Raw genomic sequence first — 19,108 nt, forward strand, 5'->3', positions numbered from 1 at the left:
TTGTTCCGTCGAAAAGAGACGCGGTGCGGGACCGCCAGGGGGTGGAAAGCGGCCCCTGCGGGCCGCCTTCGTCTTCGAGGTCAGGCCGCCTTCTTGCCCTTCGGGTTGGCGGAGGTCTCGGCAAGTTTGGTCAGCTTCTTGTCGGTCGCCACCTCCTCGTCGAGGGTGGCCTGAAGCAGCGGAACCGCCTTGTCGAGGCCGAGCTGGCGTGCCCAGGCAATCAGGGTGCCGTAGCGCGCGATCTCGTAGTGCTCGACCGCCTGCGCCGACGAGATGAGGCCGGCATCGAGCGCCGGGGTACCCTTGAAGCTGTCCATGATTTCGTCGGCTTCGGCGATGATGCCCTGGATCGCTTCGCAGGTCTTGCCCCGGGCGCTCTTGCCGAGGAGTTCGAAGACCTCCTCCAGCCGCTCGATCTGGCCCTGCGTCTCGTCGCGATGGTGGAGGAAGCCCTGCTTGCCCTCTTCCGACTGCGCCGCCCGCGCCATCTTCGGCAGGGCCTTCAGGATCTGCTTCTCGGCGTAGTAGATGTCCTTGAGCGTATCGAGGAACAGGTCGTCCAGTGTCTTCTCGGTTGCCATTGGTATCTCCATGGATATGAGGGAACGGATGCTCGAACTGCCGGGACAGGGCGAATGTTCCATGAGGAATGGAGATGGTCAGATCGGCTTGCTGAGACAGGAAGAGCCCGGCACGGCAAAACGCCAGGGCCGCTCCACGGCCTTGCTGATGCCGATCCGCGCGCCGCTCGCGACGATGGGTGCGGCGCTGGACGGTTGCAGGACAAAGGGCGGCGCGAAGAGGGACAGGCCGTTCATGTCGCCCGTCACGGCAAGCGCCCTGCAGAGGTTGCCCGGCCCCGCGCAAAGCCTCCGGACCGGAGCGCCCGCACGCCGCGCCATCATTGCCTCTAGCCCCTCCGTCGGCTCCAGCGCACGGATCAGCACCGCGCTGCCGGTCTCGCAGACGAAATTGAGGCACCAGTGCAGCCCGTAGGAGCGGTAGACATAGGCCCGTGCCGGCGCGCCGAACATGGCGGCGTTGGACCGTGTCGGGCCGCGATAGCTGTGCGAGGCCGCATCGTCCCGGCGATACGCCTCCGTTTCCACGATGATGCCGCCGATGCCGTCGACCAGGAGGAAAACCCCGAGGAGGTCGGCGGCGACGGTCACCGCGTCCCGTGCGAAGAACTGCTCGTCCATGCCGCCAGCATTACCACACGGCCATGGCCGGCGCACGGCCGGCGCGGTGTCCGGCCATCACGCGGCCCGCGCGCCGAGCACGGCGACGAGGCTTTCGCGCAGATAGGGCTTGGGAAGGAAGGAGGACGCGGCCGGCAGATCCGCATCGCGCAGGCGCACATGTCCTGACGTGACCACGATGCGGATGTGCGGCCAGTTCGCCGCGACGGTTCTTGCAAGGTCGAGCCCGTCCACGTTGCCCTCCATGTTGACGTCGGTGAAGAGCACCGAGACATCGGGGCGCAGCTTCAGCATGGTCATCGCCTCGGCGGCATTGGCCGCCTCCAGCGCCTCCATGCCCGCCGCCTCGAGCATGTCGACGGCATCGAACCGCACGATCGGCTCGTCCTCGACGACGAGGACGGTCATTTTATGCTTCATTGCAAAACTCCTTGGAAAGCACACGGAAAGCCCCGGCGGCGCACCGGCCGTCGGGGCGGAAGGAACGGCCGGAAAAGCTATTCTTCCCGGTCGCGAACCTTGGACGCCTCTTTCTTGTTCGTCCGTCCGGACGGGATGGAGGTCGTCGTCACGGATACGGGGTCGGAGCCGGGGAAGGTTTCCTTCAGGCCCTCGTCGAGGTCGTCTTTCGGGGAACGCTTGCGCTGCTCCTGCTTGAGGGATTCCACGGCGGGGGAAGAACGGTGGCTGTTCAAGGCTTGTCTCCTTCTGATGGCCCTGAAACAGGCAAGACGCCACTTTGTTCCGTCCGGCGCGCAAGAGGCCCTGACGCCCGCGCGCAAGGAACATTGCTTCTTCGAACCTGTTTATCCGGCGGTCGTCCCATGGCGCAGGAGCAGAGCGTGAAGTGGTTGAAAGACAACAGCCTGACCATCGTGCTGTCGGTCGCGACGCTCGCGACCCTGGCCGGAATGCTGTTCACCGGCCTTTCCGTCCATAACGAGGACCTTGCCCGCCACCACCTTCCCGCGTTGGCGCTCTCCAGCTACCTCGTCAGCGGCCATTTCCTGTCCGCCGTCTTCGAGAACTGGGAAAGCGAGTTCCTGCAGATGTCGGCCTATGTCGTGCTGACCGCCTTCCTGTTCCAGCGCGGCTCGGCGGAATCGCGCGATCCCGACGAGAAGACGCAGGAAGACGAGGACCCCGCGCGCCACGCCCACGACCCGGATGCGCCTCTTCCGGTGCGCCATGGCGGCGTGCCGCGCACGCTCTATTCCTATTCGCTCGGCATCGTCCTCTTCGCGCTCTTCCTCGTGAGCTTCGCCCTGCACCTCCAGAACAGCGCGGCGGCGGAGGCGGCGGAAGCCGCGCTCCATGGGCAGGCGGCGCCCGGCATCCGCCAGCATCTCGCCAGCGCGCAGTTCTGGTTCGAATCCTTCCAGAACTGGCAATCCGAATTCCTGTCGACCGCGGTCATCGTGGTCCTCTCGATCTTCCTCAGGTTCCGCGGCTCGCCGGAATCCAAACCCGTCGCCGCGCCCCATTCGCAGACCGGCAGCTAGCGGGCAGGACGGAGGAAACCTTGGCCGCCTGGGACGCTCCCTCCTTCTGCTCCGGCAACTGGCGTCACCTCTGCGTCTACATGCAGCGCATGTTCGCCGAGGACACGCCATGGCACGTGCCCTGGATGGACAAGGTGAAGGATCGGGTCGTCGAGGTGTCCACCCGCCACGCCGGGCGCACGATCTTCACGCGCTTCATGCCGCCGAGAACGGCAGACGAGGCGGCCGGGGCCTGGCGGGACTATTACGAAAAATGGCGGATGATGACCCGCGAGCGCCTGCCCGGCGAGCTTCTCGACATCCTGCCGGATCTCCGGCATCTCGTCCCGTCCACCAAGGTGTTCGACAAGCCGGGCTATTCGCCGTGGCTGGACGGCCGGCTGCACGCGGCGCTTCGACAGGAAGGCGTCACGGCGCTGGCGATCTCCGGCGGGGAGACCGACATGTGCGTTCTCGCGACCGTGCTCGGCGCCATCGACCTCGGATACCGCATCGTTCTCCTGGAGGATGCCATCTGCGGCAGCGCGGACGAGACCCACGACGCGTCGCTGACGGTCCTCGGGGAACGCTTCTCCGTGCAGCTCGACCTGGTCACCGCACAGACCTTTCTGGAAGCCTGCGCAACATTTGCCCCGGCGCCGCGTTGAATCCCGAACCGAACCGATCACACGATCCAGACGATGGCCCTGCCGCAGCACCGCTTGCCGGATGAAGAGCCCCTGCCCCTGAAGGAGCGGGTGGCCGACCTGATACCGGCGCTGCGCGCCTTCGCGCGGTCCTTCACGCTCGATCCGAGCGACGGCGACGATCTCGTGCAGGAGACCCTGATGCGCGCGCTGAGAAGCCTGGACAGCTTTCATCCCGGCACAAGCCTGAAGTCGTGGCTCTTCACCATCATGCGCAACACCTACTACACGCAATATCGCAAGAGGATGCGGGAAGGTCCGGGCGCGAAGGCGTGCGTTTCCGCCCAGCCGGCCATGCCGGCGAACCAGGAATGGTCGGCCGCCGAACGCGAGGTGCAGGCGGCGCTCGGCCGCCTTGGCGAGGACCAGCGGCAGATTCTCGTCCTCGTCGCCGCTCTCGGCTTCAGCTACGAGGAAGCGGCCGGCGTGATGGGATGCGCCATCGGCACGGTCAAGAGCCGGCTGAGCCGGGCAAGGGAGGCGCTCACGCGGGAATTGGGCGGCAACCCGCTGACGCCATAGCGCGCCTGCGCCTAACCGCCGGCCCGTGCGTCCAGCGCCGTCTGCAACGCGCGGGCAAGTTCCGCAAGGCGCTCGGGCACCCTCTCGCGGCGGATGTCCTCCGCGAGATCCTGCATCGCCCGGTCGGGATTTCGCTCTTCGCGCTGTTTCAACCGTCTCCCCGTCCAGAGCCCTCTTCAGGCAGAATGACACGTATCCTGCGAACGGGAAACATGCCCTCCCGCAAGCGCCTCGCCCGGCGGTAGATACCGTTCAAAGCGCGGGGCTCGCTCGCCGCATCATGCGGCCTTGCGGCGCGCCGCCGGCACCAGGCTTGCCGGTCGCTGCGCCGCGATGGGCATCCCCGCCTCCAGGCAGGCGGCGGCGAAGGCCTCGCGGGCGAGAGCCGCCGGGGCCAGCCTGTTCAATGCGTCGCGGCAGAGGCCGATGGCGCGCTCGTACCATTCGCCGTTCCGCAAGGGCCATTCGTTTTCAAGAAAGTCGACGGCTTCGTAGACGGACGAGAAGGTCCGCTCGACACCGCATTGCAGCCGAACACGCAGCGGGACCGACCACGGCAGATCCGGAATATTCATCATGTCATCCTCCAGCAGGCAACCGGATGAAGAAAGCGACGGGTGACGGCGCTCCATTTCATGACGGTTCTCCTTTGCGGCCACAGAACCCCCGACGCCACGGTTTGTTCCCGGCGTCGATCATCGATGGAACCTTGCCGGCGCTGGAGGGTTTAGTTCGGGTCGTAAAAACAAATCCGATGGCAATGCGCTCTCGCCATTCCCCGAACCTCCCGGGCCCCGTCCGCGGGACGCCGTCCATCGCGAAGAGAAAAGATCGGTATAGCAAGCATGAGTCGTCTAATCGTCGTATCGAACCGTGTTCCCGTTCCGGACAAGCGGGGTACGGCCCCGGCCGGCGGCCTTGCCGTCGCCCTTCAATCGGCGTTGGCGGCACGCGGCGGCCTTTGGCTCGGCTGGTCCGGCCAGTCCTGCGGCGAGGAGGACGTGGGCCCCCTGAGGTCGGTGAAGGACGGCAATATCGAATATGCGCTGACCGACCTGACGGACCTCGACGTCGAGGAATACTACCACGGCTTCGCCAACCGCGTGCTCTGGCCCATCTGCCACTACCGGCTGGACCTTGCCGAATATGGCCGGCGGGAGATGGCCGGCTACTTCCGCGTCAACCGCTTCTTCGCAAGCCGCCTTCTTCCGATGCTGCAAGAGGACGACCTGATCTGGGTTCACGACTATCACCTGATCCCCCTTGCCGACGAGCTGCGCCGGCAGGGCGTGAAGAACCGCATCGGCTTTTTCCTGCATATCCCCTGGCCCGCCCCGGACGTCTTCCTGGCGATGCCCGTGCACGAGGAACTGCTGAAGACCCTGACGGCCTATGACGTGATCGGCTTCCAGACCGTCCACGACCGCGAGAACTTCGCCGAATGCCTGGCACGCCAGGGGCTCGGCAAGCGCCTCGGCGAGTCGAAATTCATGGTGGGCGAGCACACCTTCACCGCAAGGCCCTATCCCATCGGCATCGAGACGGACGAATTCGCCGGCCTCGCGAAGCGGGCGGCCGAAACCACGCTGCACAAGCGCATGCTACAGAGCCTTGACGGCAAGGCCCTGATCATCGGCGTCGACCGGCTCGATTACTCCAAGGGCATCACCCAGCGCATCGACGCCTTCGAGACCTTCCTCAACCGCCATCCGGAAAGCCAGCGCAACGTGACGCTGCTGCAGATCACCCCCAAGTCCCGCTCCGAAGTGCCGGAATACGAAGCCATGCAGCGGACCGTCGCGGAACAGGCCGGGCGGGTGAACGGCGCGCTCGGCACGGTCGACTGGGTGCCGATACGCTATGTCAACCGGTCGCTGCGCCGCCCGGCGCTCGCCGGCCTCTACCGCATGGCGAAGCTCGCGCTCGTCACGCCGCTGCGCGACGGCATGAACCTCGTCGCGAAGGAATATGTCGCCGCGCAATGCGAGGACGATCCCGGCGTGCTGCTGCTCTCGCGCTTTGCCGGCGCGGCGCAGGAACTGAAGGAGGCGGTGCTGGTCAATCCCTACGACGTGGAGGGAACGGCCGAGGCCATGGCGCGCAGCCTCGCCATGCCGGTGGATGAACGGCGCGAGCGCTGGAGAAGCATGATGAAGACGCTGCGGGAAAACGATGTCTTCGCATGGTGCGATACCTTCCTCGGCGAGCTCTCGGGCAGCACCGCCCGGCCCGCCTATCGCGCGGCGCTCCCGCAAGGCGGCATCCTGCGATCCAAGGCCGTGTAGCCGGAACAAATCCGCGGCACGGGAATTCGTCCCGAGCCCGTTCGCAGGCGGAACGTCGATCCGGTCCGCCTTGCATCCCGTTGATCGTTCCCGCTGGAGGAAACCCATGAAGTGGATTGCCGGTCTCGCCTTGCTGTCCGCAATGCCCGCCCATGCCCAGAGCCCGGAGTTGCAGGCGACGTGCACGGATGTCGCCAAGAACTTCTTCATGACGGAGACGCTGAATGTCGGCGTGATCCAGTCCTTCCCGGAACTCAAGCCGCCGGGGGTACGCTTCACCTATTCCCAGCGCGCCGATGCCAAGAAGACCGACATGTCCGATGCCTTCGAATGCGAATTCGACCAGCCCCGGCCTCCCTATGCGCTGCTCCGGTTCTGCGTTTCGAGGACCTGCTATTCCCTCAACGAGGACGATGCCGACCGCAAGAGGCGCTTCGAGGAAATGCGCGTCCTCCTGAAACGCACGAACGACGCCCGCTGACAACCATGGGGCACGCGGACATTCGCCCGCGTGCCCCGGGTCATATCGATCGCCGTAGCCGACGATGCTCCTGATCTAGAAGAAGTCGCCGATACCGAAATCGGCATATTCGCGCCGGTTGCCGGCCGCCTGCCGCCGCAGGGACGCCATCGTGTCCCAGGCCGGACCGATCCGGCTCCACGCCGCCGCCATTGCCTGAGGCCGCGCCGAAACCGCAATCAACGGATTTGAAAGGGATAAAATGGCCACGCGCCTCGCGTGGCGAGGCCGTGCGTGTCCCGGACTGCTATTTTTTCTTTTTCTTCGGCACGGGAACAGGTTGGGCAGCCTCTTTCGCGAGGCGCAGGGCGCGCAGTTTCTCGGTCTTCTTGTCGCGCGCCGCGGCCTCTTTTTCGACGATCCCGCGCGCCACGGAATTGGTCTCCGCCGCCTTTTTTTCCGCGCTCATCTTTGTTGGCTTGAAGAACTGCTGTTTGGTCGCCGTCATCCATCAACTCCTTTGGTCCCAGGCGTTTCGCCGTCAGCCGGCATCCCGTTCGGGTCGGCTTTTCGAGGGCGGAACGGGCCTGGCTTCAACTTGGCCATGTCGTCTACTGCGTAGGTCGAACGCCCCATGGCCAGTTCCTTCCGGCAAACCGTGCCGGAAAACAAAAAGGCCGGGCGTTACCCCGACCTCTTCCTGTCGCTCGCCGTCAACGCTGCCAGTACATCCGTGGTCAGCGAAGAGGAACGACAATTCCTTATGCGGCGCGCAGATTGTCTGCGGAGCTCTTGCCGGACTTGCGGTCCTGCACGACGTCGAAGCTGACCTTCTGGCCTTCGACGAGAGAGCCGAGACCGGCGCGCTCGACCGCCGAGATGTGCACGAACACGTCGTTGGCGCCGTCATCCGGAGCGATGAAGCCAAAGCCCTTGGTGCCGTTGAACCACTTTACAGTGCCTGAATTCATAACGATTTCCTTTCAATCGCTGGAGAGGCAGCCGGAATGGCCACCAGATAGATCGACGATGAGAGGAAATCCGACCGGGCCGCGAGGGCGAAGACAAAGGTCACAAGCAAAGTTCGATGGCTTATAGATAGGTACTTTCAGATATTGTGCAAGGGAAATAATCCAAAAAAATCCGGGGGCCGGAATAGAGATCGCGGCAGCCTCCAAATAATCATCAGGTAAATTCCACCCCCTTTCCTTCTTACCTCTTTTAAATTCCGAATGCATAGTAACCTGCCAAGCCACGTCTGTTCACCAGCGTCGATGTCAGGTCCTGGTCGCGCGCGGCGGCGCTTCAATATCCTTCCAGCTGCGCGAAATAAAAGGCCTGTCCGCGGCAGGCGCGCCTTCCTAAACCGTGCCGTCGGAAACGACGCCTGCATGCGCCGGCCGCCCGATCGATGGCCTGCCGCAAAATCGTTCCGGGTCGACATTATCGTGCGGATGAGCGATTGGAACGCACGTTGGATGGTGCACGGGTTTCGGCGGCGGCGGGAGGGCGACGCGCTCGATACCTGCATCGCATGGATATTGAAGGATTTATCATGCGTCGCCGGGAATTCATCGCCGCCTGCTGCTATGCCGCCTTCGCCGGGAAAGCGCATGGCGCCGGCCTGATCGAGCCGCACATGCATTTCACCCCGGCGGCCGGGCCGCCGCAGGTGGCGATAACGCTGGACGCCTGCATGGGCGAAACCGACATGCGCATCCTTGGTCCGCTGATCGAGAACGCAATCCCCGTCACCATCTTCGCGACCAGGCGCTGGCTCGACCGAAATCCGGCGACGATCGGGCTGCTGAAGCAGCATCGCGACCTGTTCGTCATTGAGAACCACGGTGCGAAGCACCTATCCGCGGTCATCGGCCCCGGCCGGCCCTACGGCCTCGTGCCGGCCGGCACGGCGGCCGCGGTGGCGGAGGAGGTGCGCGGCGGCGCCGAAGCGATCGCCCGCGCGTTCGGCACAAGCCCGAAATGGTATCGCGACGCGACCGCACTCTACAGCCCCGACGCCATGGCCTTGATCGGCTCGATGGGCTTCCGCATCGCTGGCTTCTCGCTCAACGGCGATTTTGGGGCGAGCGCATCCGCGAGGATGGCGCACAAGCGCATCGCCGGCGCAAAGAGCGGCGACATCGTCATCTCGCACATCAACCAGCCGCACCGGCCGGCCGGCGCGGGCGTGATCTCGGGCATCCTCGCGCTCAAGGCCCGCGGCTTCAGCTTCGTGCATCTCGACGACGTCGCGACCATGGCGGTCGGCTAGCTCGCCGCCCGCAGGACCGCGATCAACGAACGGCCCGGAGCTTCCCGGGAAACCGGGATGTCGCCGTGGCTGAAGCGCAATCCAGCGGCTATCGCACCTAGGAGAACGGTTTAGAAAATCAGCGTAACCATTGATCTCATAAGAGAAAAATGGTGGGTGATCACGGGCTCGAACCGTGGACCCGCTGATTAAGAGTCAGCTGCTCTACCAACTGAGCTAATCACCCACTTGACCGCTCCAGCGGTCTGACGGGGCGTATAAAGACGTTCGCCGGGCTTGTCCATACCGGCCTTTGAAAAAAATGCGTCGCGGCGCTAATTTCTTCCGCAGCGCAAAATAGCCGTCACAAATCCAGCATCCCCGTGGCGATGCGCACGGCTTGGCCGCCGATGCGGGCGCCGGCGATCGCCCCGCCGGAAATGTCGAGATGCAGGTGGATATGCGACGGCCGGCCCATTTCCACGCCCTGCTCGATGAGCAGCGGATGGTGACCATCGACCAGCTTGTCGAAGAAATGGATGGCGCCGGACAGGGCGGCGGCGGCCGAGCCCGTCGCCGGATCCTCGGCGATGCCCATGTCGGGCGCGAACATCCGGGCGTGGAACTTCGCATTGTGGTTCACGCCGCCGCGGCAATAGAGATAGGCGGAGGCCAGCCGGCCTTCGGCGAAAGGCGCGCAGCGTTCCCACAGCGCCGGATCGAACTCCACCGCCGCCGCCGCGGCAAGATCGTGCACGGGGACCATCACGAAGGCGACGCCGGCGCTCCAGAGCGAGGGCGCGTGGTTTTCGAAGCCGATCTCGGCGGGCTTCAAGCTGAGGGCATCGGCGAGCGCCTGCTTGTCGAAGGTGGCGTCGAGGCGCGCGGATTTGCGCGGCAGGTCGAATTCGGCGAAGGCCGCCTCGGCGCCGCCGATCTTGACCGCACAGCGCACCGGGCCGACATTCTCCTCCAGCACGCATACCTGGTCGCGCGGCTCCGGCCCGCCCTCGCCCGCCTCGGCGATCGCAACCGCCGCCCCCACCGTCGGGTGGCCGGCAAAGGGCAGCTCGCGGCCGGGCGTGAAGATGCGCAGGCGCGCGGTGTGCGCGGGGTTTTCCGCCGGCATCACGAAGACGGTCTCGGACAGGTTGAACTCGCCGGCGATACGCTGCATCGCGCCGTCGTCGAGACCCTCGGCATCGAAGACGACCGCCAGCGGATTGCCCGCAAGCCGCGTATCGGTGAAGACGTCGTAGATGGCGTAGCGACGGGACAAGGCATTCTCCCTATTCATCTTTTAACCCGGGGCGGCGGCCCCAAACTGCCCGAGGCCCCCGCCTTGGGCAAGCGGAAAACATGGCGGGCCGCTCACAGGTCGAGCGTCATGACCACCGGGCAATGGTCGGAGGCCTTCGGCCGATCCCAGCCGATGCGCGGATAGCGCTCCACCTCCTGCCCCGGCGGAAACAGCGTGCGGAAGGGCTGGCCGGCACGGATGATTTCCGGGACATGATGGGCGTTGCGCTCGGCCAGCGAGGGCGAGAGCCAGATATAGTCGAGCTGGCAGAGGTGGCGCTCGTCCGGCCCGCGGCTGTGGTAGAGCGTCCAGCGATCGTCCACCGGGCGGCGCTGCATCGGGTTCACCACGAAGCCGCCCACGGTGAGGACGTCGAGCGCGCTCGCCTCTTCCTTCTGCGGGACGAAGCGGTAGCCGTTGCGCCGGTCGCCCTCTATGGCGAGCTTTTCCTGGTAGTCGTTCATGTCGCCGCAGATGGCGAAGGCCTTGTCCGCCGTGTGGCCGACGCCGAAACGATTCTCGACGATCCGCCGCACCGCGCTGGCCTCGGCGATGCGCACGGGCATGGTGGACTGCCGGCCGTCCATTCCGTCCCGGCCCGGACCCATCGACTTGAAATGCACGACATAGAGCGTCAGCGGCCGGCCGCCGATGCGCAGGTCCATTTCGAGGCAGTCGCGCTTGAAGATCCTGTCGTCCGGGTTGATGCCCGGGCCGAGGCCCGGCGCGTGGAGATCGAGATCGCGATAGGTGACGGCGGCATGGCTGCGGATGTCCACGCATTCGATGCGCTGTCCGTCACGCGTCTCCTCGCGCATCATCACCGAAACGTCGATGCCGCGGCTGTCATTGCCCTCGATGAGGTATTTCTGCCGGTAGCCGTTGCCGACCATGCGGAAGAGGTAGCCGTATTCGAACGCCTGCAGGGCCGTCATGTTGTCGACCTCCTGCAGGCAGAGGATGTCGGCATCGGCATCCGCGATGGCGAGCGCCGAATGCTGGCGGGCGTCGTCCGTATGCGCGATGGTGCGCGCCTCCTCCAGCCGCTGGTATTCCGCCTCGTTGCGGATGTCGAAAAGCCGCAGCACGCGATCCTGGCGAAGCTGGTTGCGAAACCCCGTGAAGTCGAACCGGGTCATGAGATTTTCGATATTGAAGGTGGCAAGGCGTAGCGACATGGGGTCCTTCCGGGTGTGCGGGCGGAGTGTAACCGGCTGACCGGCAATGGAAAGCGCCTTTTCGCGCCGTGACGTCCCGGCGTCTCAGAGCGTGGTCAGCAGCAGGCTCGTTTCGGATTTCGAGACGCCGTCCATGGCGCGGATGCCGCGCAAGACCCGCTCGAACTCGACGAGGTTCTCCGTCTGGATTTCCGCGACGAGGTCCCATGCGCCATTCGTGGTGTGGAGCGCCCGCACCTCCGGAATGCCGCGCAGCGCCTTGATCGCCCCCAGCGTTTTCTGGCCGGTGATCTCGATCATCATGACCGCGCGCACGGCGTGGGGATCGTCTGCCTCCGTCACCCGCACGGTAAAGCCGGCAATGACGCCGTCCCGCGCCATCCTGTCGATGCGGTTCTGCACCGTGCCGCGCGAGACCTTCAGCTCCGCCGCAAGTGCGGAGAGCGAAGCGCGCCCGTCCTTGCGCAGGAGGGCGAGGAGTTTGCGGTCCGTCGTATCCATGAATCCTGCCGAAATGCCAATTGAAGGTGACGAAACGGCAATTCCGCCCACAAAATTTCCAGAAAATTGCCGTTTCGCCTGTCGTCTCTCTTGGCTAGCCTTGCCTATCCTTCAATGCAACCGCTTTCGGCAGGCCACCATGATCGACGAAACCGCCCTCCGCACCGCCGCCGCCCGCACGCGCGCGCTTTCCCTGCTGATGACCCGCTGGCCGAGCGTGACGGGCTCGCCTGAGGAGGCGGAGTTTTCCGAACGGCTGCGGGCGCTTCTTGCCGGAACGCCCTATTTCCGCGACCGTCCCGGCCAGCTCTTCACGGTGGACAGCCACGGCGAGCCGCTGACCCGCAGCGTCGTCGCGCTGGTGCGCGGCTCGGGACGCAGGACCGTTGTGCTGGCCGGCCATTTCGACACGGTCTCCATCGCCAACTACGGCACGCTGGCGCCGCTCGCCTGCGATCCCGAACCGCTGACGCAAGCCCTGACGAGCGAGCTTCGCAGCCGCCCCCTCAACGGCGCCGAGGCGAAGGCGCTCAGGGATTTCGAGAGCGGCGACTTCATCGCCGGGCGGGGCCTCCTCGACATGAAGAGCGGGCTTGCCGCCGGCATCGCCGTGCTGGAGCGCTTCGCCGGGCTGGAGGCGCCCGACGGCAACCTGCTCTTCGTCGCGACGCCAGACGAGGAGAACCGCTCGCGCGGCATGCGCAGCCTGCGCAACGCCCTGCCCGAGATCGCCCGCCGCTTCGATCTCGACATCGTCGCGGGCATCAATCTCGATGCATCGAGCTGCGAGCGCGGCGGCGAGGAAGGCCGCGCGGTCTATCTCGGCTCCATCGGCAAGTTCGCCCCCTTCGCATTCGTCATCGGCCGGCCGACCCATGCCGGCTACCCGTTCAACGGCACCAGCGCCCACCGCATCAGCGCCGAGATCACCCGCGCCATGGACACCGTGCCGGAGCTTAGCGACGAGGCCTTCGGCGAACGCTCGCCGCCGCCCGTCTGCCTCGAAGCCCGCGACATCCGCGACGGCTACGACGTGACGACCCCGGACCGTGTCTGGCTGTCCTTCAACTGGCTGACGCACCGCCGCAGCGCCAGCGAGATCCTCGAAGAGTTCCACGCCATCGTTTCCGGTGCGTTGCGGACGGCGCTCGACACGCAGGATGCGCACGCCGCGCGCTACCGGGGCCGCGACGCCCTCGCGACCGACGGGCTCGTGCTGACCTATGCCGGGCTTCTGGAGCGGGTGGAGGCGCGCGGCGGGGCGCCGGCGCTGGCGCGGCTCGATGCACTCGACCGCGCCCTGTCCGGCGGCACCGATCCCCTGAAGGTAAGCCGGGAGATCGTCTCGGCGGCAGTGACGGAGGCCGGCCTCGAAGGACCGGCGGTGATCGTCGGATTCGGCAGCCTTCACTATCCGCTGGTCCATCTGGAGCGGTCGGAGGCCGGGCGTATCCTTCGCGAAAGGCTCCAGCCCGTCATGCAGGCCGCAGCGGATCGACACGGCACGTCGATCAAGTTCAAGCAGATCTTCGCCGGCATCTCCGACATGAGCTTCTTCGGCCACCGGCCGGATGCGGGCGAGACCGGGCTGCTCGCCGCCAACACGCCCTCCCAAGCCTTCACCGACGACGCACCGGAAGGACTGCTCTCCTTCCCGACGGTCAATATCGGCCCGTGGGGACGGGATTATCACCAGAAGTGGGAGCGCGTGCACGCGCCCTACACGTTCGAGGTCCTGCCGGACCTCGTCTTCGAGGCGGCGCTGGCCTGCCTCCCGGAATAGGCCCGCCCCCTCATCCGGCCTGCCGGCCACCTTCTCCTTGGCTGCGGGGAGAAGGTGATATGCCGGGCCGTTTTCCTCAACAACTCGTGGGGCAAGTCCCTCTTCCCGCTTGCGAGGAGAGGGTTAGGGTGAGGGGCAGTCGTCTCAGGCCGCCAGACGCTCGCTGGCGAGCAGGCGTCCGAGGCGGGAAATGCCCTCTTCTATCGTTGCGGCGTCGGCGCAGGAGAAGCTGAGTCGCAGGGTGTTCGCGCCGCTGCCGTCGGCATGGAAGGCCTGGCCGGGCACGAAGGCGACCTTCTCCGTCTCGATTGAGCGCGCCAGAAGCTTTGCGCCGTCCATGCCCGCCGGCAAGGTGACCCAGACGAACATGCCGCCCTCCGGCTTCGTCCAGCTCACGCCTTCCGGCATGTATTTCCGCAGGGCCGCCAGCATGGCGTCGCGGCGCTGGCTGTAGGCGGCGCGGATCTTTGCGACCTGCGCGTCGAAACCGCGCTCGGCGACATGAGCGATGGCCATCTGGTTGATGGTCGAGGAATGCAGGTCCGCCGCCTGCTTCATCAGCACGAGCTTGCGGATGACCGGCGCCGCCGCGACGATGTAGCCGACGCGCAGGCCCGGCGCGAGCGTCTTGGAGAAGCTGCCGCAATAGATGGTGCGCGTCGCATCGATATCGCCCTTTTCGGCGATCTCCAGCGCCAGGACCGGCGGGATCGCCTCCCCGTCATAGCGCAGCGACTGGTAGGCGGCGTCCTCGATGATCGGTATGTCGAGTTCCTCGGCAAGCGCCAGCAGCTTCTCGCGGCCGGCGCGGTCGACCGTCTCGCCGGTCGGATTGGCGAAGTCGGCGGAGAGATAGGCGAACTTGACCCGCCCGCCGGCTTCCGCGGCCGTCGCGCGATAGGCGTCGGGCGTGCGGTTGCCGGAAAGGTTCAGCCGGTCGTAGGTCGGTTCATAGGCGTTGAAGGCCTGGAGCGCGCCGAGATAGGTCGGCCAGGTGACGAGCGCGGTGTCCTTCGGCGACAGGAAGAGCTTGCCGAGATAGTCGAGGCCCTGCTGCGATCCCGAAACGATGAAGACATTCTCGGCCGCGCAGGCAATGCCGATCTTGCCCATCTCGACGGCAAGCCAGTCGCGCAGCGGCTTGTAGCCTTCGCTGACGGAATATTGCAGGCCGGCCGCAGCGCCCTCGCCCGAAAGCACGTCCGCATAGGCCGCGGCGAAGGCTTCCTTCGGAAACAGCGCCGGATCCGGAATGCCGCCGGCGAAGGAGATGATGTCCGGCCGCTCCAGCAGTTTCAGCAATTCACGGATTTCGGATGCCTTCATGCGCGACGCGCGGGTCGCGAAGGCCTGTTCCCATTTGAACATAGGGGATTTCCTCGGGGCTGTTGTCTGACCCGCACCTCATCACGGCGCGGTTTTTATGTCAATAATACTGACCTAAATATTTGCGCCCGGCAAGAAAACCGGTGCACGCCCGAAGATTTCGCGCGCCGCTTCTCTTTCCGGCACACGGCCGGATCGGCTGGACCCGCGCGGCGGGGACGCTCAGGTCGCCCGGTCGCTATAAAGGCTCAGCAGCACCAGCGCAGCTATACTGCACAGGATGAAAAGATCGAACCAGGCGAAGTATTGGATAATCGTGGTCATCGCACTATCCTCCTGACAGCGGAACGAAACACTAAGGTATCTTGTTCCCAATCGGGGCTTCGTGCAAGGGTATTACTTGCTGCGCCGCAATGTGCGAAAGAATGCGCTGCACTATTTCAACAATGCTGAAATAGAGGACCGGGCGGATGAATCCGCCCGGCCAGCCGTTCTGCGACAGGCAGAAACGATCAGTTGACGGCCTTATCGACCAGCTTGTTCTTGCCGATCCAGGGCATCATGCCGCGCAGCTTCGCGCCGACTTCCTCGATCTGGTGCGAGTCGTTGTTGCGGCGGATGCCCTTGAAGCGTGCGCCGCCGGCCTTCCATTCCTGCATCCACTCGGAGGTGAACTTGCCGGTCTGGATGTCGGTGAGGACGCGCTTCATCTCGGCCTTGGTGTCGGCGGTGATGATGCGCGGGCCCGTGACGTATTCGCCCCACTCGGCCGTGTTGGAGATCGAGTAGTTCATGTTGGCGATGCCGCCTTCATAGATCAGGTCGACGATCAGCTTCACTTCGTGCAGGCACTCGAAATAGGCCATTTCCGGCGCATAACCGGCTTCGACCAGCGTTTCGAAACCGGCGCGGATCAGTTCGACGAGACCGCCGCACAGGACGACCTGTTCGCCGAAGAGGTCGGTTTCGCACTCTTCCTTGAAGTTGGTCTCGATGATGCCCGAACGGCCGCCGCCGACGCCGCAGGCGTAGGAGAGCGCCAGGTCGAGGGCGTTGCCCGAAGCGTTCTGGTGAACGGCGACGAGGCAGGGAACGCCGCCGCCCTTCTGGTATTCGCCGCGAACCGTGTGGCCCGGGCCCTTCGGCGCGATCATGACGACGTCGAGCGAAGCCTTCGGCTCGATGAGGCCGAAATGGACGTTGAGGCCGTGCGCGAAGGCGATGGCAGCGCCGTCGCGGATGTTGCCGGCGATGTCGGCCTTGTAGATGTCGGCCTGCAGTTCGTCAGGCGTCGCCATCATCAGGAGGTCGGCCCACTTGGCAGCTTCCGCGACGGTCATGACCTTGAAGCCGTCGGCTTCGGCCTTCTTGACGGTCGGCGAACCGGCCTTGAGCGCGATCACGACGTTCTTGGCGCCGGAATCCTTGAGGTTGAGGGCGTGGGCACGGCCCTGCGAGCCGTAGCCGACGATGGCGACGTTCTTCGCCTTGATGAGGTTGAGATCGGCATCACGATCGTAATAGACGCGCATCGATGGTTCCTTCCCTTAGCTGGTCTGTTTGATCCGAACCGGCGGTTTGTCCTGCCGGCTTATTCTTTCGCACCGTGAAGCGTCAGGAAGGCGTCGACGGCCCTCTCCGCACGCGGCGAGAATTCGTTTTTGAGCGCTGCGGCATCCTCCCCGAGAAGCATGCGCAGGTGCATGTCCGAGACGATGAGGCCGTAGAGCGTGCCGTATGCCTCGTCTGCACTGTCGAAGGCAAGCAGCTTCGCCTTGCGGCCGGCTTCGAGCAGCGCCGCGGCGCGCTTGCCGATCTGCCGGCGGCCGCGCTCCTGCAACAGGCGGCCGAGCCCGGCGCCCTCGCGGCTCGCCTGGCCGATGGCAAGCCGGTTCAGCGCCAGCGAGACGTCGCCGGAAAGGACGTCGATCAGGTCGCGCGCGAAGGCCACGAGATGCTGGCGCAGCGATTCGGCGGTCAGCTTGCCGGCATCGACCTCGACGGTGCGCACCTTGCCGGCCTGATAGGTGATCATCGCGGAGATCAGCCCGTCACGGTCGCCGAACCACTTGTAGAGGCTCTCCTTGGAGCAATTGGCCGCGCGCGCCACGCCGGCGGTCGTCAGCGCCCGCTCGCCGCCCTTGACGAGCAGGCCCAGCGCACGTTCCAGCACCGCGCCCTGACGTTCCGTCAGTCCCGCGGCCGAAAGGCCCGCCTTTGCCTGCTCCATCATCTGCACGATCTCTGCCCGCCCATTTTGCGTACCGTACGGTACGGTTCGGCACGTTCTAGCGATCTCCGCCCTTGCGGTCAACAGGCTTCTTGCAGGTGGAGAAAACGGGGTGATTTGCCCGGGCGAATCCACCTCCGCCGACGGTGTGCGCCCTCGAATTGCTCCCGCAACGCACAATGCCGATCAAAAATTTCTTCCAACTACCCCGCTGTTTCGAAACAGAATTCCGCAGATCGATGGTGGGCGGACGGAAGCGCACAAAATTTTTCGCTTCCCAATCCGTTTCCCGTTGTTAAGATTTGTGAGACCTGCGGTGCAGCAGGCCCATGTGCGTCGCACGTCGGCAAGCCGGCACCGAGGGACTTCAGTAGGAGTACGAAGCGAAACGCCCTTACGCAAGGAGACAGAAAATGTTGAATTTCCTGCCCGACCTTTACGAAGGACATGCTCCCATCACCCTGCAGCAGCTTTTCGGCGACGCCCTCGAGGCCTTCGATGCCTGGGAGGATGAGCGCGCCGAGCCGATGGTGATCTACGAGGACAAGATCGTGCCCATCGGCGTCGTGTTCGAAGCCATGCGCGAATGCACCGACCTTCTGCCGCGCACCGTCGCGGACATCGTCGGCGACACGCTTACCCGCGACCCGGCCCTGGCCGAGGCGCAGATCGTGACCTTCGGCGATGCCGCCCGGATCGCCACCGCGCTCACCGAAAAACGCCGCCTCTATGGAGAGGCCGCCATCGCGGCTTTCCTCGACCATCACCGCGTCGACAAGCGGCGTCCCGTCTGAACGAACGAAGAAAGGCCCCGGAAACGGGGCCTTTTTCGCAGGCGCCCGGTGCGGCAACCACATCGGAATCGGCCGCCCGCAAAGCCCTTCCGCTGCCTCCGGCCCGCAAACACATTAGCTTGAGCACGGGGCGCGCGCGCGATCTTGACCGCTTCGGCCGAAACACTTATTTCTCGCCCATCGATTTGAACGTTGACTTCTGTATTTGTCGGCCAACCGCCTGCACCTTTACGAACTTCCCCTTCAAATTCGACCACCCATGGTCGCCTCCGGCGACCGACGATTGATTTGACGGCTCAGGAAAGGTTTCGTCATGGCAACTGGCACCGTAAAGTGGTTCAACACGACCAAGGGCTACGGCTTTATTCAGCAGGACAGCGGTGAACCGGACGTTTTCGTCCACATCTCCGCCGTACAGCGCGCTGGCCTTGCAGGTCTCGACGAAGGTCAGAAGGTCAGCTTCGAGCTGATCCGTGACCGCAAGTCCGGCAAGATGTCGGCCGACCAGCTCTCCGCAGCATAAGACGCCGCGCAGGACAGATCAGGAAAAGGCCGGTCTCCACCGGCCTTTTTCATGTGTGCGCATCTCTGCTAGACGGCATGGTCCACCGGCAGGCGCGAGCCGCTCTTCAGCACCTCCATCGAGATCGAGGCGGAGACATCGAACAGTTCCACCCGGCGCACGATGCGCTTGTAGACGACGTCATAGTGCTCGACGCGCGGCAGCACGATCTTCAGGATGTAGTCGTAGTTCCCCGTCAGCCGATGCGCCTCCACCACCTCCGGAATGTCCGAGATCGCCCGCGAGAACAGCTCGATCCAGTCGTCGCTGTGATGCGCCGTCTTGATCAGCGCGAAGACCGTCGTCGGCACGCCCATCTTCTCCCGGTCGAGCAGCGCGACCCGGCCCGCGATATGCCCGCTCTCCTCCAGCCGCTGGATGCGGCGGGCGCAGGCCGAAAGCGAGAGGTTCACCTTCTCCGCCAGCAGCGCCACCGGCGCGCCCGCATCCTCCTGCAGCAATGACAGCAGCTTCCTGTCCCTCTCGTCCAGCACGCCCGGATTCTCCCGCGAAAATCAGATAT

At 65.0% G+C, this 19,108-nt stretch carries 25 protein-coding genes and 1 tRNA gene; 9 read left to right on the top strand and 17 right to left on the bottom strand.

Annotation, left to right across the window (positions count from 1 at the left end; genetic code table 11):
- Positions 1 to 80 precede the first annotated feature (80 nt).
- The 4 genes from L0976_RS01960 to L0976_RS01975 all read right to left on the bottom strand — a co-directional run bounded on the left by L0976_RS01960 (position 81) and on the right by L0976_RS01975 (position 1,897).
- Positions 81 to 581: a ferritin-like domain-containing protein gene (locus L0976_RS01960; RefSeq protein ID WP_203319224.1), complete on the bottom strand. Its 501-nt coding sequence runs from the start codon at positions 579 to 581 to the stop codon at positions 81 to 83.
- A gap of 78 nt (positions 582 to 659) precedes the next feature.
- The gene (locus L0976_RS01965) at positions 660 to 1,202 is read right to left on the bottom strand and encodes a DNA-3-methyladenine glycosylase (protein ID WP_234185796.1); all 543 of its coding nucleotides are present in this window, start codon (positions 1,200 to 1,202) and stop codon (positions 660 to 662) included.
- 57 nt (positions 1,203 to 1,259) lie between these two features.
- Positions 1,260 to 1,622, bottom strand: coding sequence for a response regulator (locus L0976_RS01970; protein ID WP_203319226.1), 363 nt, complete (start codon positions 1,620 to 1,622; stop codon positions 1,260 to 1,262).
- 77 nt (positions 1,623 to 1,699) lie between these two features.
- On the bottom strand, positions 1,700 to 1,897 hold the full coding sequence (locus tag L0976_RS01975; RefSeq protein ID WP_234185797.1) for a hypothetical protein: 198 nt from the start codon (positions 1,895 to 1,897) through the stop codon (positions 1,700 to 1,702).
- Positions 1,898 to 2,044: 147 nt separating this feature from the next.
- On the opposite strand from L0976_RS01975, the gene L0976_RS01980 reads away from it, so the two are divergent.
- The 3 genes from L0976_RS01980 to L0976_RS01990 all read left to right on the top strand — a co-directional run bounded on the left by L0976_RS01980 (position 2,045) and on the right by L0976_RS01990 (position 3,912).
- Entirely contained in the window at positions 2,045 to 2,704 is a 660-nt protein-coding gene (locus tag L0976_RS01980) for a DUF6766 family protein (RefSeq protein WP_234185798.1), read from the top strand.
- Between the two features lie 80 nt (positions 2,705 to 2,784).
- Entirely contained in the window at positions 2,785 to 3,351 is a 567-nt protein-coding gene (locus L0976_RS01985; protein ID WP_234186201.1) for a cysteine hydrolase family protein, read from the top strand.
- A 33-nt stretch (positions 3,352 to 3,384) separates the two neighbouring features.
- Positions 3,385 to 3,912, top strand: coding sequence for a sigma-70 family RNA polymerase sigma factor (locus tag L0976_RS01990; RefSeq protein ID WP_234185800.1), 528 nt, complete (start codon positions 3,385 to 3,387; stop codon positions 3,910 to 3,912).
- Positions 3,913 to 3,923: 11 nt separating this feature from the next.
- Here L0976_RS01990 and L0976_RS01995 read toward each other — a convergent pair whose 3' ends face one another.
- Both L0976_RS01995 and L0976_RS02000 read right to left on the bottom strand, forming a co-directional pair.
- Positions 3,924 to 4,064: a hypothetical protein gene (locus L0976_RS01995; RefSeq protein WP_234185801.1), complete on the bottom strand. Its 141-nt coding sequence runs from the start codon at positions 4,062 to 4,064 to the stop codon at positions 3,924 to 3,926.
- Positions 4,065 to 4,190: 126 nt separating this feature from the next.
- Complete coding sequence (locus L0976_RS02000; protein ID WP_234186202.1) at positions 4,191 to 4,487, bottom strand: DUF982 domain-containing protein; 297 nt, start codon at positions 4,485 to 4,487, stop codon at positions 4,191 to 4,193.
- 270 nt (positions 4,488 to 4,757) lie between these two features.
- Here L0976_RS02000 and otsA point away from each other — a divergent pair, with 270 nt between their 5' ends.
- Positions 4,758 to 6,197, top strand: a complete 1,440-nt coding sequence (otsA, locus tag L0976_RS02005) for an alpha,alpha-trehalose-phosphate synthase (UDP-forming) (protein WP_234185803.1) — start codon at positions 4,758 to 4,760, stop codon at positions 6,195 to 6,197.
- A 106-nt stretch (positions 6,198 to 6,303) separates the two neighbouring features.
- A complete protein-coding gene (locus tag L0976_RS02010) occupies positions 6,304 to 6,678 on the top strand; it encodes a hypothetical protein (RefSeq protein WP_234185804.1) in 375 nt (124 codons plus the stop codon).
- Between the two features lie 286 nt (positions 6,679 to 6,964).
- Here L0976_RS02010 and L0976_RS02015 read toward each other — a convergent pair whose 3' ends face one another.
- The 3 genes from L0976_RS02015 to L0976_RS02025 all read right to left on the bottom strand — a co-directional run bounded on the left by L0976_RS02015 (position 6,965) and on the right by L0976_RS02025 (position 7,913).
- Entirely contained in the window at positions 6,965 to 7,165 is a 201-nt protein-coding gene (locus L0976_RS02015; RefSeq protein WP_203319233.1) for a hypothetical protein, read from the bottom strand.
- A gap of 253 nt (positions 7,166 to 7,418) precedes the next feature.
- Positions 7,419 to 7,628 carry a cold-shock protein gene (locus tag L0976_RS02020; protein WP_203319234.1) on the bottom strand — a complete coding sequence of 70 codons (210 nt, stop codon included), beginning with the start codon at positions 7,626 to 7,628 and terminating at the stop codon, positions 7,419 to 7,421.
- A gap of 12 nt (positions 7,629 to 7,640) precedes the next feature.
- On the bottom strand, positions 7,641 to 7,913 hold the full coding sequence (locus L0976_RS02025) for a hypothetical protein (protein WP_234185805.1): 273 nt from the start codon (positions 7,911 to 7,913) through the stop codon (positions 7,641 to 7,643).
- Positions 7,914 to 8,212: 299 nt separating this feature from the next.
- Here L0976_RS02025 and L0976_RS02030 point away from each other — a divergent pair, with 299 nt between their 5' ends.
- A complete protein-coding gene (locus tag L0976_RS02030; RefSeq protein WP_234185809.1) occupies positions 8,213 to 8,932 on the top strand; it encodes a polysaccharide deacetylase family protein in 720 nt (239 codons plus the stop codon).
- Between the two features lie 150 nt (positions 8,933 to 9,082).
- Here L0976_RS02030 and L0976_RS02035 read toward each other — a convergent pair.
- The 4 genes from L0976_RS02035 to L0976_RS02050 form a co-directional block, all read right to left on the bottom strand.
- Positions 9,083 to 9,158, bottom strand: a tRNA-Lys gene (locus L0976_RS02035).
- Between the two features lie 117 nt (positions 9,159 to 9,275).
- Positions 9,276 to 10,190, bottom strand: a complete 915-nt coding sequence (locus tag L0976_RS02040; protein ID WP_234185810.1) for a PhzF family phenazine biosynthesis protein — start codon at positions 10,188 to 10,190, stop codon at positions 9,276 to 9,278.
- A 92-nt stretch (positions 10,191 to 10,282) separates the two neighbouring features.
- Positions 10,283 to 11,389, bottom strand: a complete 1,107-nt coding sequence (locus L0976_RS02045) for an endonuclease/exonuclease/phosphatase family protein (protein ID WP_234185811.1) — start codon at positions 11,387 to 11,389, stop codon at positions 10,283 to 10,285.
- A gap of 84 nt (positions 11,390 to 11,473) precedes the next feature.
- Positions 11,474 to 11,890: an Lrp/AsnC family transcriptional regulator gene (locus tag L0976_RS02050; RefSeq protein ID WP_234185812.1), complete on the bottom strand. Its 417-nt coding sequence runs from the start codon at positions 11,888 to 11,890 to the stop codon at positions 11,474 to 11,476.
- A 139-nt stretch (positions 11,891 to 12,029) separates the two neighbouring features.
- Between L0976_RS02050 and L0976_RS02055 the strand changes: the two genes are divergently transcribed.
- The gene (locus tag L0976_RS02055; RefSeq protein WP_234185814.1) at positions 12,030 to 13,673 is read left to right on the top strand and encodes a M20/M25/M40 family metallo-hydrolase; all 1,644 of its coding nucleotides are present in this window, start codon (positions 12,030 to 12,032) and stop codon (positions 13,671 to 13,673) included.
- A 144-nt stretch (positions 13,674 to 13,817) separates the two neighbouring features.
- Here the strand turns inward: L0976_RS02055 and L0976_RS02060 are convergent, their stop codons facing one another.
- The 3 genes from L0976_RS02060 to L0976_RS02070 all read right to left on the bottom strand — a co-directional run bounded on the left by L0976_RS02060 (position 13,818) and on the right by L0976_RS02070 (position 17,232).
- Positions 13,818 to 15,041, bottom strand: coding sequence for a PLP-dependent aminotransferase family protein (locus tag L0976_RS02060; protein ID WP_234185815.1), 1,224 nt, complete (start codon positions 15,039 to 15,041; stop codon positions 13,818 to 13,820).
- Between the two features lie 470 nt (positions 15,042 to 15,511).
- Positions 15,512 to 16,531, bottom strand: coding sequence for a ketol-acid reductoisomerase (ilvC, locus tag L0976_RS02065; RefSeq protein ID WP_203319240.1), 1,020 nt, complete (start codon positions 16,529 to 16,531; stop codon positions 15,512 to 15,514).
- A gap of 59 nt (positions 16,532 to 16,590) precedes the next feature.
- On the bottom strand, positions 16,591 to 17,232 hold the full coding sequence (locus tag L0976_RS02070; RefSeq protein WP_234185816.1) for a TetR/AcrR family transcriptional regulator C-terminal domain-containing protein: 642 nt from the start codon (positions 17,230 to 17,232) through the stop codon (positions 16,591 to 16,593).
- A 410-nt stretch (positions 17,233 to 17,642) separates the two neighbouring features.
- Here L0976_RS02070 and L0976_RS02075 point away from each other — a divergent pair, with 410 nt between their 5' ends.
- Together L0976_RS02075 and L0976_RS02080 are read left to right on the top strand one after the other, a co-directional pair.
- Positions 17,643 to 18,023, top strand: coding sequence for a hypothetical protein (locus L0976_RS02075; RefSeq protein WP_203319242.1), 381 nt, complete (start codon positions 17,643 to 17,645; stop codon positions 18,021 to 18,023).
- A gap of 313 nt (positions 18,024 to 18,336) precedes the next feature.
- A complete protein-coding gene (locus L0976_RS02080; RefSeq protein ID WP_203319243.1) occupies positions 18,337 to 18,546 on the top strand; it encodes a cold-shock protein in 210 nt (69 codons plus the stop codon).
- 68 nt (positions 18,547 to 18,614) lie between these two features.
- Here the strand turns inward: L0976_RS02080 and L0976_RS02085 are convergent, their stop codons facing one another.
- Positions 18,615 to 19,079, bottom strand: a complete 465-nt coding sequence (locus L0976_RS02085) for an Lrp/AsnC family transcriptional regulator (RefSeq protein ID WP_234185817.1) — start codon at positions 19,077 to 19,079, stop codon at positions 18,615 to 18,617.
- Positions 19,080 to 19,108 lie beyond the last annotated feature (29 nt).

Origin of the sequence: Shinella sp. NM-101, from assembly GCF_021401195.1 — a bacterium.
In the GTDB taxonomy this organism is placed as follows: domain Bacteria; phylum Pseudomonadota; class Alphaproteobacteria; order Rhizobiales; family Rhizobiaceae; genus Shinella.

Coding starts and splice junctions, on each gene's coding strand:
- ilvC (WP_203319240.1), bottom strand. CDS start 16,531: ATGCGCGTCTATTACGATCGTGATGCCGATCTCAACCTCATCAAGGCG.
- L0976_RS02080 (WP_203319243.1), top strand. CDS start 18,337: ATGGCAACTGGCACCGTAAAGTGGTTCAACACGACCAAGGGCTACGGC.
- L0976_RS02050 (WP_234185812.1), bottom strand. CDS start 11,890: ATGGATACGACGGACCGCAAACTCCTCGCCCTCCTGCGCAAGGACGGG.
- L0976_RS01970 (WP_203319226.1), bottom strand. CDS start 1,622: ATGAAGCATAAAATGACCGTCCTCGTCGTCGAGGACGAGCCGATCGTG.
- L0976_RS01960 (WP_203319224.1), bottom strand. CDS start 581: ATGGCAACCGAGAAGACACTGGACGACCTGTTCCTCGATACGCTCAAG.
- L0976_RS01985 (WP_234186201.1), top strand. CDS start 2,785: ATGCAGCGCATGTTCGCCGAGGACACGCCATGGCACGTGCCCTGGATG.
- L0976_RS02060 (WP_234185815.1), bottom strand. CDS start 15,041: ATGTTCAAATGGGAACAGGCCTTCGCGACCCGCGCGTCGCGCATGAAG.
- L0976_RS02045 (WP_234185811.1), bottom strand. CDS start 11,389: ATGTCGCTACGCCTTGCCACCTTCAATATCGAAAATCTCATGACCCGG.
- L0976_RS01965 (WP_234185796.1), bottom strand. CDS start 1,202: ATGGACGAGCAGTTCTTCGCACGGGACGCGGTGACCGTCGCCGCCGAC.
- L0976_RS02020 (WP_203319234.1), bottom strand. CDS start 7,628: ATGAATTCAGGCACTGTAAAGTGGTTCAACGGCACCAAGGGCTTTGGC.
- L0976_RS02015 (WP_203319233.1), bottom strand. CDS start 7,165: ATGACGGCGACCAAACAGCAGTTCTTCAAGCCAACAAAGATGAGCGCG.
- otsA (WP_234185803.1), top strand. CDS start 4,758: ATGAGTCGTCTAATCGTCGTATCGAACCGTGTTCCCGTTCCGGACAAG.
- L0976_RS02010 (WP_234185804.1), top strand. CDS start 6,304: ATGAAGTGGATTGCCGGTCTCGCCTTGCTGTCCGCAATGCCCGCCCAT.
- L0976_RS02030 (WP_234185809.1), top strand. CDS start 8,213: ATGCGTCGCCGGGAATTCATCGCCGCCTGCTGCTATGCCGCCTTCGCC.
- L0976_RS02070 (WP_234185816.1), bottom strand. CDS start 17,232: ATGATGGAGCAGGCAAAGGCGGGCCTTTCGGCCGCGGGACTGACGGAA.
- L0976_RS01990 (WP_234185800.1), top strand. CDS start 3,385: ATGGCCCTGCCGCAGCACCGCTTGCCGGATGAAGAGCCCCTGCCCCTG.
- L0976_RS02055 (WP_234185814.1), top strand. CDS start 12,030: ATGATCGACGAAACCGCCCTCCGCACCGCCGCCGCCCGCACGCGCGCG.
- L0976_RS02075 (WP_203319242.1), top strand. CDS start 17,643: ATGTTGAATTTCCTGCCCGACCTTTACGAAGGACATGCTCCCATCACC.
- L0976_RS02000 (WP_234186202.1), bottom strand. CDS start 4,487: ATGAATATTCCGGATCTGCCGTGGTCGGTCCCGCTGCGTGTTCGGCTG.